At 45.9% G+C, this 14,451-nt stretch carries 8 protein-coding genes and 2 tRNA genes; 4 read left to right on the top strand and 6 right to left on the bottom strand.

Features of this window, described 5'->3' with window-relative positions; all coding sequences use genetic code 11:
• Window positions 1-7: 7 nt before the first annotated feature.
• From sufB to ONT08_RS05125, 5 genes are all read right to left on the bottom strand, one after another.
• Window positions 8-1,459, bottom strand: coding sequence for a Fe-S cluster assembly protein SufB (gene sufB / locus ONT08_RS05105; RefSeq protein ID WP_117587910.1), 1,452 nt, complete (start codon window positions 1,457-1,459; stop codon window positions 8-10).
• A gap of 137 nt (window positions 1,460-1,596) precedes the next feature.
• Window positions 1,597-4,440, bottom strand: a complete 2,844-nt coding sequence (gene infB / locus ONT08_RS05110) for a translation initiation factor IF-2 (protein ID WP_118200841.1) — start codon at window positions 4,438-4,440, stop codon at window positions 1,597-1,599.
• 61 nt (window positions 4,441-4,501) lie between these two features.
• The gene (gene nusA, locus ONT08_RS05115; RefSeq protein WP_022120775.1) at window positions 4,502-5,764 is read right to left on the bottom strand and encodes a transcription termination factor NusA; all 1,263 of its coding nucleotides are present in this window, start codon (window positions 5,762-5,764) and stop codon (window positions 4,502-4,504) included.
• A 3-nt stretch (window positions 5,765-5,767) separates the two neighbouring features.
• Window positions 5,768-6,235, bottom strand: coding sequence for a ribosome assembly cofactor RimP (gene rimP / locus ONT08_RS05120; RefSeq protein ID WP_264959387.1), 468 nt, complete (start codon window positions 6,233-6,235; stop codon window positions 5,768-5,770).
• Between the two features lie 153 nt (window positions 6,236-6,388).
• Window positions 6,389-8,053, bottom strand: a complete 1,665-nt coding sequence (locus ONT08_RS05125; RefSeq protein ID WP_117587631.1) for a S41 family peptidase — start codon at window positions 8,051-8,053, stop codon at window positions 6,389-6,391.
• A 274-nt stretch (window positions 8,054-8,327) separates the two neighbouring features.
• Between ONT08_RS05125 and ONT08_RS05130 the strand changes: the two genes are divergently transcribed.
• The 3 genes from ONT08_RS05130 to ONT08_RS05140 all read left to right on the top strand — a co-directional run bounded on the left by ONT08_RS05130 (window position 8,328) and on the right by ONT08_RS05140 (window position 10,373).
• Window positions 8,328-8,401: transfer RNA gene (locus tag ONT08_RS05130), tRNA-Asn, on the top strand.
• Between the two features lie 50 nt (window positions 8,402-8,451).
• Window positions 8,452-8,525 (top strand) — tRNA-Asn (locus ONT08_RS05135).
• Window positions 8,526-8,816: 291 nt separating this feature from the next.
• On the top strand, window positions 8,817-10,373 hold the full coding sequence (locus ONT08_RS05140) for an IS1182 family transposase (RefSeq protein WP_264959388.1): 1,557 nt from the start codon (window positions 8,817-8,819) through the stop codon (window positions 10,371-10,373).
• A gap of 234 nt (window positions 10,374-10,607) precedes the next feature.
• Here the strand turns inward: ONT08_RS05140 and pnp are convergent, their stop codons facing one another.
• Window positions 10,608-12,926: a polyribonucleotide nucleotidyltransferase gene (pnp, locus tag ONT08_RS05145; protein ID WP_264959389.1), complete on the bottom strand. Its 2,319-nt coding sequence runs from the start codon at window positions 12,924-12,926 to the stop codon at window positions 10,608-10,610.
• A 195-nt stretch (window positions 12,927-13,121) separates the two neighbouring features.
• Here pnp and ONT08_RS05150 point away from each other — a divergent pair, with 195 nt between their 5' ends.
• Window positions 13,122-14,300, top strand: a complete 1,179-nt coding sequence (locus ONT08_RS05150) for a TlpA disulfide reductase family protein (RefSeq protein ID WP_264959390.1) — start codon at window positions 13,122-13,124, stop codon at window positions 14,298-14,300.
• Window positions 14,301-14,451: the final 151 nt, after the last annotated feature.

Genomic DNA, 14,451 nt, shown 5'->3' on the forward strand with positions numbered 1-14,451 from the left:
ATTATTCTTAGCCAACGGTGCCTTCGAGTGAAACACTTAGGAGTTTCTGTGCCTCAACGGCAAACTCCATAGGCAACTTATTGAGCACATCCTTGGCATAACCGTTTACGATCAAGCCGACAGCCTCCTCGGTAGGAATGCCTCGCTGATTGCAATAGAAGAGCTGGTCTTCTGAAATCTTCGAGGTGGTTGCCTCATGCTCGAACACGGCTGTGTCGTTATGGGCATCCATATATGGGAAGGTATGCGCTCCACAATCGCTACCCAGCAACAAGGAGTCGCAGGAACTGTAGTTGCGCGCATTGTCGGCATTGGACGTGGCACGAACCAGACCTCGATAGGAGTTCTGGCTATGACCTGCCGAGATTCCCTTTGAGATGATGGTACTCTTGGTGTTCTTACCCATGTGAATCATCTTGGTACCGGTATCAGCCTCCTGATAGTTGTTGGTAACAGCCACACTGTAGAACTCAGCCACAGAATTGTCACCACGCAAGATGCAAGAAGGATACTTCCAAGTGATAGCCGAGCCAGTCTCTACCTGAGTCCAGCTCAACTTAGAGTTGACACCACGCAAGTCACCTCGCTTGGTTACCAGGTTCAACACACCACCCTTACCATGTTCATCACCAGGATACCAGTTCTGAACGGTAGAGTACTTCACCTCAGCATTATCCTTGACGATAATCTCTACGATAGCCGCATGGAGCTGGTTCTCATCACGCATTGGTGCTGTACATCCCTCCAGGTAAGAAACGTAAGCATCATCATCGGCGATGATCAATGTACGCTCAAACTGACCGGTGTTACGGGCATTGATGCGGAAGTAACTGCTCAACTCCATCGGACAGCGGACGCCCTTAGGAATATAAACGAATGAGCCATCGCTGAATACGCAACTGTTCAAGGCTGCATAGAAGTTATCACGATAAGGAACTACGGTTCCCAGATACTCTCTTACCAAATCAGGATGCTCCTTCACTGCCTCGCCGATACTGCAGAAGATGACGCCCTTCTCACGGAGTTTCTCCTTGAAGGTAGTCTTCACCGACACAGAGTCCATGATGGCATCCACGGCGGTGCCGCTCAAAGCCAGACGCTCCTCCAGAGGAATACCAAGCTTGTCGAATGTTTTCTCCAACTCAGGATCAATCTCCTTGTTTTTTGGCTTCTTTGCCAAAGGGTCGGCATAGTATGAAATCTCCTGGTAGTCAACAGGTGGCACGTGCACATGTCCCCACTTTGGCTCCTTGAGCGTCTTCCAGTAATGGTAGGCTTTCAGACGAAATTCGAGCATCCAATCTGGCTCTCCCTTCTTCTGTGAGATCAGGCGCACAACATCCTCGTTGAGACCCTTTTCTATGATTTCAGTATGCACATCGGTGGTAAAACCATACTCATATTTCTGGTCTATCACGTCCTTGACAACCTGATTCTGTTCTTTCTCTATTTCTGCCATTTTATTTAGAATAACCTTTCGTTATTTTAACCCTAAATAGGGATAAGCCGCTGAGGACTCATCCCTACCTTATTATATATATGATAGAGCGAAAAACAAATGAATTCTTCACTTTTCGTTCTTCACTCTTCACTTTATTAAAGCTTCTGCTCTACCTCGATCTCAGTGAAGGTCTCGATAACGTCGCCCTCCTGAATATCGTTGTAGTTGACGAGGCTCAAACCGCATTCCATACCGGTAACCACCTCCTTAACATCGTCCTTGTAACGCTTCAAGGCACCGATTTCAGCAGTACGTATCACGATACCGTCACGGATGACGCGAGCCTTATCCTTAGCGTGTACCTTACCCTCGGTAACGAGACCACCGGCAATAGTACCCACCTTAGAAATCTTGAAGGTCTGCTTAACCTCAACCTGACCGGTAACGATTTCCTTCTTCACCTTGTCGAGCATACCAACCATCGCACTCTTGATATCGTCGATAGCATCGTAGATGATAGAGTATGTGTTGATTTCAACACCCTCACGGTCGGCAGCCTTACGAGCATCGGCAGATGGACGAACCTGGAAGCCAACAATGACTGCATCTGAAGCAGATGCCAGCATCACGTCGTTCTCTGAAATCTGACCCACAGCCTTGTTCACCACGTTCACCTGAACCTTCTCGGTAGAAAGCTTGATGAATGAGTCGCTCAATGCCTCAACAGAACCGTCGGTATCACCCTTCACGATGACGTTCAACTCATGGAACTCACCACGTGCGATACGGTGAGAGATATCACCCAGGGTCAAGCGCTTCTGAGTACGCAAGCCCTGCTCACGCTGCAGCTGCTCACGCTTGTTGGCGATTTCGCGAGCCTCCTGCTCTGTCTCGATTACGTGGAACTGGTCACCTGCAGTAGGCGCACCATTCAAACCGAGGATGATAGCTGGCTCAGCAGGAGCTGCTGACTTGATGTTGGCATTACGCTCATTGAACATCGCCTTGACACGCCCCCAAGAAGTACCGGCGAGTACGATGTCGCCTACCTTCAGGGTACCGTTGGCAACCAATACGGTAGAAACATATCCACGACCCTTGTCGAGAGAAGACTCGATGATGGTACCTGTAGCACGACGGTTAGGGTTAGCCTTCAAATCGAGCATGTCAGCCTCGAGGAGCACCTTGTCGAGCAAATCGTGAACACCGATACCCTTCTTGGCACTGATTTCCTGGCACTGATACTTACCACCCCACTCCTCAACGAGCAGGTTCATGTTAGCCAAGTCCTCACGGATACGGTCTGGGTTAGCACCTGGCTTATCAATCTTGTTGATTGCGAATACCATAGGCACACCGGCAGCCTGGGCATGAGCGATAGCCTCCTTGGTGGTAGGCATCACAGAGTCATCGGCTGCGATGATGATGATGGCGATATCGGTAGCCTGGGCACCACGGGCACGCATGGCGGTAAACGCCTCGTGACCTGGAGTATCAAGGAAGGTAACCTTGCGGCCACTGTTCAGCGTAACACTGTATGCACCGATATGCTGGGTAATACCACCTGCCTCACCGGCAATCACATTGGTATTGCGGATATAGTCGAGCAAAGAGGTCTTACCATGGTCTACGTGACCCATGACGGTTACGATTGGAGCACGTGGAACCAAGTCGTTCTCATCATCCTCTTCCTCGCTCACGGCCTCCTGAACCTCGGCACTCACGTATTCGGTCTTGAAACCGAACTCCTCAGCTACCATATTGATGGTCTCTGCATCCAGGCGCTGGTTGATAGATACCATGATACCTACGCCCATCAGCGTAGAGATAACCTGAGTAACGCTGATATCCATCATCGTAGCCAACTCGCTAACGGTAACGAACTCAGTAAGTTTCAGGATCTTGCTTTCCTTCTGCTCCTGACGAGCCTGATCCTGCAACTTCTCCTGAACAGCCTCACGCTTCTCCTTACGGTACTTAGCACCCTTCTTGTTCTGACTCTTGCTGGTCAAACGTGCAAGAGTCTCCTTAACCTGGCGTGCTACAGCCTCGTCATCAACCTCGATCTGGCGCTGGTTGCTGCGGTTGTTGTTATTGCCGCGATTATTATTGTTATTATTTCTGTTGCGGTTCTTGTTCTTCTTGTTATTACCGCCGTTGTTGCCATTACCTCCGCCATTATTCTTAGCTTCGGCAATGATGTCAACACGTTCTTTGTTGATACGAACACGCTTTTTGCGCTCATTGTGCTGTTGAGCCATTTTCTCCTCACGTTCCTTGCGGCGCTCCTCCTTGGTTTTCTTCTTAGGACGAGTGCTCTGGTTGAGGGAAGACAAATCTATCTTGCCCAACACCTTAGGCTCATTAGCAGTAAACTTCTTCTCACTCTTGAGAGTAAACACGCTGTTGTCTGCTGCGCCAGCTGAATGCTGTGCAGTTTCATTCTTAGCATGATGATGCTCTTTCTTTCCCTGAGGAGCATTCTGCTTATTCATCTGAGCGTTTGACTGCTGTGATTTCTGATGATTTTCCTGTTTCATTTGCTGTTTATGCTGAGAAGCCTGTTGTGGCTTCTGTTCCTTCTTTTGCTCAGCCTTAGGAGCGTCTTTCTTCTGCTCAGGACTGACGGCAGCAGTCTCAGGCTTTTCCGCAACAGACTCTGCAGCAGGCTTCTTACCGATATTGTCCAAGTCTATCTTTCCCAGCGGCTTATACAGCTGCTGTCCATTAGACTCCAACAAGCTTTCAGCGCGATTGTCCTTCTGCTCTGGCGCACGCTTCTTATCTTTTGCTTTTTTGGTAAAGAGTTTCTCAGCCTGATCACGAACCTCTCTGTCCTGACTGAAGGCATCATTCAATGCCTTGTATTGCTGGTCGGTGAGTTTGAAGCTCGGTTCTGCCTTGACATCTCCCAGGTCTTTTCTTTTCTCTAGGAATTCAACTGCCGTCTGAAGTCCTATATTTAATTCACGTAGTGCTTTATTTAATCTGATGCTCATAAATTATTTATTCTCCTATTTTTAAAGTTAGATTCCCTGCAAGCACTCGCTGGCAAGGGAATTATTGTTCGAATTCGGCGCGCAACACGCTGAGTACATGATCAACGGTCTCCTCTTCGAGGTCGGCTTTCTCAATCAGCAAGTTGCGAGGTGCATTGAGTACCTGCTTGGCTGTATCAAGACCGATGCCCTTGATAGCATCGATAACCCACTGGTCAATCTCATCAGAGAACTCATCCAAGTAGATATCCTCATCGGCCTCATTCTCGTCTACCTCACGGAATACGTCGATGGTATATTCTGTAAGCATAGAAGCCAGTTTGATGTTCATACCGCCACGGCCGATAGCCAAACTAACTTCCTCAGGCTGCAAGTAAACCTCTGCTTTCTTGTTCTCATCATCAACATTGATTGAAGAAACCTTGGCTGGAGCCAACGCACGCTGAATGAAGAGTTTGGTATTGCTTGAGTAGTTGATAACATCGAGATTCTCGTTGCAAAGTTCGCGAACGATACCGTGAACGCGGCTACCTTTAACACCTACACATGCGCCAACCGGGTCGATACGCTCATCGAATGTTTCAACAGCAATCTTAGCACGCTCTCCCGGAAGACGGGCGATACGGCGGATTGCAATCAGACCGTCTGCAATCTCAGGAACCTCAGCCTCCAACAGGCGCTGCAGGAAGATTGGAGCAGTACGGCTCAAGATAATCTTTGGATTATTGTTCTCGTTGTCTACACGAAGGATGACCGCACGAACAGTCTCACCCTTGCGGTAAGTATCACCAGGAATCTGCTCAGTCTTAGGCAACATGAGCTCGTTGTTCTCATCATCTACAATCAGAACCTCGCGCTTCCAAACCTGATAAACCTCACCAGAGATAACCTGACCTACGCGATCCTTGTATTTGTTGTAGAGTGAATCATGCTCCAACTCAAGAATCTTGGAAGCCAAAGTCTGACGAAGAGTCAAGATGGCACGACGACCAAACTTATTGAAGTCAACCGTCTCACTTACATCCTCACCAACCTCGTAATCTGGCTCAATCTTACGAGCCTCAGAAAGTGTAATTTCCTTATTTTCATCTTCAACTTCGCCATCAGCAACAACTATACGGTTGCGATAAATTTCGAAGTCACCCTTGTCAGGGTTCACGATGACATCAAAGTTTTCGTCACTACCAAAAATCTTGGCAAGTACATTACGGAAGCTCTCCTCCAATACACTTACCAATGTAGTACGGTCGATATTCTTTGTTTCTTTAAACTCGCGGAATGTATCAATCATACTCGCTGTCAATTCTTGCTCTTTTTTAGCCATAACTTAATTGAAACTAATTATGTATTTTGTATATTTTACTTTATCCATCTGGTAAACGTGATCAACCTCCTGCTTAACCGGACGTTTTTTACCTTCAACCTTTACCTTTTCTTCAACGCCAACTGTGAAGTCATTTCCTTCAACAGCTTTCAAGATACCCTTCACCTTCTTGCCGTCGGCATCAAACACCTCTACCTCCTTGCCAATGAAATTGATATACTGCTGCGGAACTTTGAACGGTTGACCCAAGCCTGCAGAGCCAACTTCGAGCTCATAGTCTTCCTCGTCACGGTTCAAATGATCCTCAATATACTTACTCAAGGCAACACAATCCTCAATCCATACTCCATCGGCATGGTCAATCTCAACAACGATTCTATCGTCGGGACTGATTTCTATACTTACCAAGAAATATTCCTTATCTTGGAGCCATTCTTCAACTAATTTTTTTACGACGTTTTTATCAATCATATATACCTTATTAAAATAAAATGAGGAACTCTTGTGAGCCCCTCATTCCACTGAACGTTGCAAAATTACAAATATTTTTGTGATTTACCAAAAAAAATGCAACTTTTTATTCGCAACGTGCACATTTTTAATCGATTGTGCACGTTTTTGTACTTATTTCTTCACAGGATGCAGTATTTTTTCGTATTCTGATGGAGAATTCAGCAATTTTACTGCTTCCTTAATCTGCTTGTCATAGCGCATGGAATTCTGGATGGCACCGCGCTGGAAATAATAGGCAGAAACGATGTCATTTTCCAACAGATGCTTGATGTAATCCTTGTTATAATCCAGATCCTTTGCCACATTGTGACTCAGTTTTTTCTTCAAAGCTTCAAACTCTGCCTTGGCATCATCGTAATAGCCTTCAAACTTAGCGAGTTTTTCCAAGTCCTTGAGATACTTTTCTGTTTCACGGTCGTACTGGAAGTTAGCCTTCAATACGCGTGCCTTGAATTCATCATAGTCGGCATCGGTCAGCGAGAATTCCTTCGCTGGAGCGATAGTAGGATGTTTGGCAATATAATCAATCTCATAATTGAGCATCACCTCATTACTGTCGCGGGCACCAGCCAGATAGAAAGCGATGTTTGGCAAAGAATCAGGCTTTACCTCTACATCCGGTTTCACACCACCGCCATCTCTCACTTCTCTGCCGCCAGCGGTATAAAACACCTTGGTAAGAGAGTCAGGAACATGCTCCACATAACCGCCCTTATCGTGCTTATAGTTGAGTGCCTGAACGCATCGGCCGCTAGGAATGAAATATTTAGCAGTAGTGAGTTTTACCTGTCCGTTATAAGGCAAATCCATGGTAGTCTGCACCAATCCCTTTCCATACGTGCGCGTACCTAATATTACAGCACGGTCATAATCCTGCAGACTGCCGCTCATGATTTCACTGGCACTGGCAGAATTCTCGTTCACCAATACCACCATCGGCATAATGGAATCTATCGGTTCAACCGTGGTCTTATAAACATGATTAGAACGCTGCAACTTTCCCTTCATCTCCAAGACTGTCTTACCTTTAGGCAAGAACATATTGATGATGCTGACCGCTTCGGTAACAGAACCACCACCATTATTACGCAGATCGAAGACAAGACTCTTGGCACCTTGCTTTCTCAAATCGATGAAAGCGCGACGCACTTCCTTGGCAGACTGCTCGGTAAAGGAATTGAAGTTGATGTAACCGATGCTACCCTCCAACATGCCATAATAAGGCAAGAACGGCAACTGGATGGTACGGCGGGTTACCTTCACCTTCATCGTCTTGCCTGTACTTGGACGCTTAACTTTCAGCATGAAAGAAGAACCCGGGTCACCACGAAGATGATCGCTAACATAGCTCACCTCCTTATTGGTCATATCCTCATCATCAATACTTAGGATGATGTCACCCTTCTTCAGTCCCACTTCTGCAGCAGGCATATTCTCGTAAGGCTCGCTGATACAGACGCGCTGCAACTGGAAATTGTAGCGTATCACCGCACCTACACCCGCATACTTGCCGGTGAGCAGGTTCTTGAGTTCCTTCATCTTCTGCTCAGGATAATAGGTAGTATAAGGGTCGAGACTACGCAACATGGCATTGATACCATTTCCGACCACAACTTCAGCATCGAGCGTATCAACATACATCAAATCGAGATTCTTGTAGATGGCATTGAATATTTCCATATTCTTTGCGGCTTTGAAGTCATGATCTTTGTCAACCTGGGCAAAAATAGGAACTGCCAGGAGCACCATAAGCAAGGAGAACAGTATTCTTTTCATTGTTACCTTATTTAATTGTATATGATTCAACTTATTGGTTATTTCCTCCCCCTCTTCACGGCATTCGCCCTCAGGAGAAGATTTCGACCACAAAAGTACTCATTTCTTTGCGAAAAACACCATAAAATAGGCAAAAAGTGGCACAAAGATAAGAAAAAATACACTTTTTTAGGGAAAAAAGCGAAAAAAGTCAGCAAAAAATTTGGCAGAATGAAGAAAAGTTAGTACTTTTGCACACGCAAATAAGGAACATCATGTTCTTTACAGAAAAAACGCTTCAATAGCTCAGTTGGTTAGAGCACCTGACTGTTAATCAGGGGGTCGTTGGTTCAAGCCCATCTTGAAGCGCAAGAGAGTTTCAGGTTAGCCTCGTAACTCATCTTCTTTCATAGCAAATTGCTTCAATAGCTCAGTTGGTTAGAGCACCTGACTGTTAATCAGGGGGTCGTTGGTTCAAGCCCATCTTGAAGCGCAGAAAAGAGTCACAAGTTTTACTTGTGACTCTTTTTGTTTATCCACATTTTATCCCACTTTGCATTCTCCATTCCCATTTACAAATACTATATCCGGCAATAACCAGAGAAAGCAAAATTTAAAAAGAGGGTGTGTCATAAGTCTATGGCGCACCCTTTTCGTTTTTCTTCTTTTTCCAGATACAGAACTGAAAAAATTGTTTTTATTTACAACAAAGCCCAAACTTTCACAAGCTCGGGCTTTGCCTTTCCGCAAAAGATTTGTATCTTTGCAGAAAACTTCTTTAAGTATGGCAAAGATACAAATAAAATCTGAAACTCGGCACGAATTGAGCTTTTTTCCTAACTCTTTCGATGATTATGTGCCAAAAGACAGCAAAGTTCGTATGGTGGATCATATTATTCGCAGTATGGACATCAACCCTCTCATGGATACCTATGATGGGATTGGTGCTCCTCCTTACAGTCCGAAGATGCTTCTAAGTTTAGTTGTTTTTGCCTATATCAATGGCGTTTATTCCTGTCGTGGCATAGCGGACGCACTTAAATACGATGTTCGCTATATGTGGATTTGTGGAGGTAAGCAACTATCTTTCGCAACAATCAACCGCTTTAGATCCAATCATATGATTAAATGCATCGACTTTTATTTTGATGCAGTCGTCTCCATATTGGTTGAAAAGGGCGTGATTAGTCTGGAGGAACAATATGTTGATGGCACTAAGATAGAGTCGAAAGCAAACAAGTACACGTTTGTATGGAAGAAGACTGTGGAAAAGAACAGGGCTAAGCTCTTGGAAAAGACCTCTGCTGCATTGGCTCAGATAAAAGAACAAATTCGCCTGAATGGCGGGAGTGACATTAAGGAAGAAGACAGCGAGCCAGCCACTTCCGCCAAGGATGTAGAGAGAAGTGCACGTTTGTGTGAGAGGCAAGCTAAGAACCTTCCTAAGGCAAAGCTTACAGGAAGAGAGAAGCAAAAGCTAAATACTCAGATAGATCACTTGTTCAAAGCCTCGGACAAACTGTGCGAGTATGAAAAATCACTGGATATACTGGGCGAGAGAAACAGTTACTCCAAGACTGATCCCGATGCGACCTTCATGCGCCTCAAGGAAGATGCCATGAACAATGGGCAGACAAAGCCTGCCTATAACCTTCAAATTGCGACAGAGAATCAATATTGGACGAATTTCGCCCTTTATCCCAATCCAACAGACACCCTGACCTTCAAGCCTTTTTTGGATAAGTACAAGAAAAGATATGGAAAGCAATCCAAGAGCGTCACCGCAGACTCAGGGTATGGCTCGGAGGAGAACTACGAGTACCTAGAGATGGAAGAAATGATGGGTTATGTAAAGTACAACTGGTTTCACAAGGAACAGCATAAGCCTTTCAAGGAGGATGCCTTCAACCAAGCGAACTTCTACTACAACAGGGATGATGACTATTATGTCTGCCCCATGGGACAACACATGGAACCTTGTGGACAACGGCAAACGAAAAGTGACTCCGGCTATGTGTCTGTCATTACATTATATAGAGCACAACGATGTGATGGATGTCCGCTTGGAAGTCTCTGCAAGAAATCCAAAGGCAACAGAACCATATATGTCAACCATAAACTGAATGCATATAAAAAGGAAGCCTTCCTGCTACTAACGTCTGAAGAGGGCTTGAAACACAGAAGCCAGCGACCGATAGAGCCGGAAGCTGTATTTGGGCAGATGAAGGCGGATATGCATTATAAGCGATTCAGGCATTTTGGAATGGACAAGGTTTATATGGATCTAGGATTGTTCGGAATGGGATTCAATTTGAAGAAATATTTGGGTATAAAACGATAAAACTCAATTTTGGTTGTTTTATCGTCAGGGATAACTATGCCCTTTTGTGAACTTCTTGCCTGTTTATAATAGAGAAGATCGGAAAAAGTAAAATTTGCAGACGATATAATATGATTCCCGTTTTGGAATAGGCTACGATACTTCTAGGATTATGCAATAAATAACATAAAAGAGGGTGCGCCATAGACTTATGACACACCCTCTTTATATATAATAATGTGTCTAATACGCAGATTATTCTACATCATTGTTGTGATCCAAAGAGTCGTTGAACTCCTTAGGAGCCTGCTCATCATTACGATGCTCGTAACGACGTGGCTGACGAGCTGGACGCTCACCACGACCTTCATGACGATCATCACGACGACCGCGACGCTCACCGCGCTCAGGACGTGGACGACGCTCACGCTCTACATAACCCTCTGGCTTCTCCATCAATACACGATGAGAAAGTTTGTACTTGCCAGTCTTAGGATCAATCTCCATCAACTTCACCTTGATCTTGTCGCCTTCCTTGATGCCAGCCTCTTCAACTGTCTCAAGACGCTTCCAATCAATCTCAGAGATGTGGAGCAAACCATCCTTACCAGGGAGAATCTCTACGAAGCAACCGTAAGGCATGATAGAGCGAACTGTACCCTCGTAAACCTCACCAACCTCAGGAACAGCTACGATAGCCTTAATCTTAGCCAAAGCTGCATCGATAGAATCCTTGTTAGGAGCAGATACCTGGACGTGACCCTTACCATCAGTCTCCTCGATAGTGATTGTCGCACCAGTATCCTCCTGCATCTGCTGGATAATCTTACCACCAGGGCCGATAACAGCACCGATGAACTCCTTAGGGATATCGAATGCTACGATACGTGGAACCTGTGGCTTCATCTCAGCACGTGGCTCAGAGATTGTCTCCATCATGCAGTTGAGGATGTGCTCACGACCAGCCTTAGCCTGCATCAAAGCCTCCTCAAGAATCTCGAAGCTCAAACCATCACACTTGATATCCATCTGTGTAGCGGTCAAACCATCGCGGGTACCAGTGGTCTTGAAGTCCATATCACCCAAGTGGTCCTCATCACCGAGGATATCACTGAGGATAGCGTACTTGTCCTCACCTGGGTTCTTGATAAGACCCATAGCGATACCAGAAACTGGCTTCTTCATAGGAACACCTGCATCCATCAGGGCGAGAGTACCAGCACAAACAGTAGCCATAGAAGAAGAACCGTTAGACTCCAAGATCTGGCTTACCAAACGTACTGTGTAAGGGAAGTCTGTAGGAATCTGACCCTTCAAACCACGCCATGCCAAGTGACCGTGACCAATCTCACGACGGCCTACGCCGCGCTGAGCCTTAGCCTCACCTGTAGAGAATGGAGGGAAGTTATAATGAAGGAGGAAGCGCTGGTAGCTCTTCTCGAGCACACCGTCGATAAGCTTCTCGTCCATCTTTGTACCAAGAGTACATGTAGAGAGAGACATGGTCTCACCACGCTGGAAGATAGCGCTTCCGTGAGGCATTGGGAGTGGAGACACCTCGCACCAGATAGGGCGGATATCTGTAGTAGCACGACCATCAAGGCGCAAGCCCTCATCGAGGATGCAACGGCGCATAGCATCGCGCATTACGTCATCATAGTAACGGGTAGCCTCAGCGTGCTTCTCCTCCAGGTCTTCCTCAGAAAGATCGGTATGAGCAGCGTCATACTTCTCGAGGAAATCAGCCAAAACCTTGCCGAAAGCATCCTGACGTGCATGCTTCTCCAAAGCCTGATGATTGATATCATAAGCTGGCTTGTAAAGCTCAGACTTGATCTGCTCACGGAGTTCCTCATCGTTGATCTCGTGGTCATACTCACGCTTCACGTCAGTACCCTTCTCCTTAGCCAACTCATACTGGAGCTCGCACATAGGCTTGATAGCCTCGGCAGCCACCTTGAGGGCACCAATGAGATCCTGCTCAGAAACTTCCTTCATCTCACCTTCTACCATCATGATATTGTCCTTGGTAGCACCAACCATGATATCCATGTCTGCCTCTTCCATCTGCTGGAATGTAGGGTTAACAACATACTCACCATTGATACGAGCTACACGAACCTCAGAGATATAGTACTCGAAAGGAATATCTGAACAAGCCATGGCAGCTGAAGCAGCGAAACCTGCGAGGGCATCTGGCTGGTCAACACCATCGGCTGAGAGCAACATTACCTGTACGTAAACTTCTGCATGGTAGTTAGAAGGGAAAAGTGGACGCAAAGCACGGTCCACAAGACGAGAGGTAAGGATTTCCTCATCGCTGGCTTTGCCTTCGCGCTTGGTGAAACCACCAGGGAAACGACCTGCAGCACTGTACTGCTCACGATAATCTACTTGCAAAGGCATAAAATCTGTACCCGGAACTGCATCCTTTGCTGCACAAACAGTTGCGAGAAGCACTGTGTTACCCATGCGGAGAACCGCAGCACCATCAGCCTGTTTTGCAACTTTTCCGGTCTCAATTGTGATGGTTCTTCCATCAGGCAACTGAACACTTTTTGTAATTACGTTCATCTAAATTTAAAACTTATTGTTTTGTCTAACATCTAAAATATCTAAAACGCTGCAAAGATACCTCTTTAATTATTAATAAACAAATAAATCAGCAATTATTTTCCACTTTTTTAAATAATTTATCTATAGAAGGTGCATTATTCGCAATTTTATTACTATCTTTGCACTCGATAATTTTGCAAAATAATAAAATTCATGAAGATAACTAGACTCTTTTCAGTGGCAGCGATTATGGTAGCTGCACTGGCTTTGACTTCTTGTAACAACAAGAAATTCCACATCAACGGCAATATCACAGAGGCTCAGGACTCTATGCTCTATCTGGAGAACATCAGCCTGAACGGTCCTGTGAAAATCGACTCTGTGAAACTGGGCGAGGATGGTGCCTTTGCCTTCGACGAGGCTGCCATGGACTCTGTTACCCCAGAGTTCTACCGCTTACGCATCGCCAACCAAACCATCAATCTTTCCATCGATTCTACAGAAACCGTCAAGGTAAAGGCGGCTTATCCGCAGATGAGCTTCAAATACGAAGTGGAAGGTTCTGAAAACTGCAACAAGATCAAGGAGTTGTCTCTTAAGCAGATGACACTCCAGAGCAATATCAACGGGCTCGTGAAAGATCCTAACATCGGCAACGATTCTATCGAATCCATCGTAGGCCGCATGCTCCAGGCTTACAAACAGGACATCAAGACCAACTACATCTTCAAGGAGCCTATGAAGGCATACGCTTACTATGCGCTCTTCCAAACGGTACAGTTGGGCAATGTGAATACACTTATCTTCAACCCTCGCAACAACAAAGACGACGTGAAGGTATTTGCTGCCGTAGCAACCAGTTGGGATACCTACTATCCTGGCGCTGAGCGTGGCAAGAACCTCCACAATATCGCCATCGAGGGAATGAAAGACATCCGCATCATCGAGAACCAGATGGCACAGCAGCAGATTGAGGCTGGCAAGGTGAGCGTAAACGGATGCATCGAACTTGCACTTCAGGACAACAAGGGACAGGTACGCCGTCTCTCCGACCTCAAGGGCAAGGTGGTACTGCTCGACTTCCATCTCTTCGCCAGCAAAGAGAGCACCAAGCGCATCATGATGTTGCGTGAACTCTACAACAAGTATCATGCTGCCGGACTGGAGATTTATCAGGTATCAGTAGACCCTGACGAGCACTTCTGGAAGACCTCTACCGCTGCCATCCCTTGGATTTGCGTACGCGATGAAGATGGCATTCAGGGCAAAAGTCTGGCTCTCTACAATGTCCAGAGCATTCCTACCTTCTTCCTGATCGACCGCACCAACACCCTGCAGGCACGTGATGCACAGATTAAGGACATAGAGGCAGCCATCAAGAACCTTCTTTAAGATAACCATAAGATAACCAGGAGTTAGAAGTTTGGAGAGAACAGTTTCGGCTTTTCATCTTCCAGCTTCTAACTCTTATTCTTTAACGTCAGTTCTGTATCTGCTTTCATGATAACATAGATGGCAATATCAGAATACGAACCATACAAGG

It is taken from the genome of Segatella copri (assembly GCF_026015465.1).
Lineage (GTDB): Bacteria > Bacteroidota > Bacteroidia > Bacteroidales > Bacteroidaceae > Prevotella > Prevotella copri_E.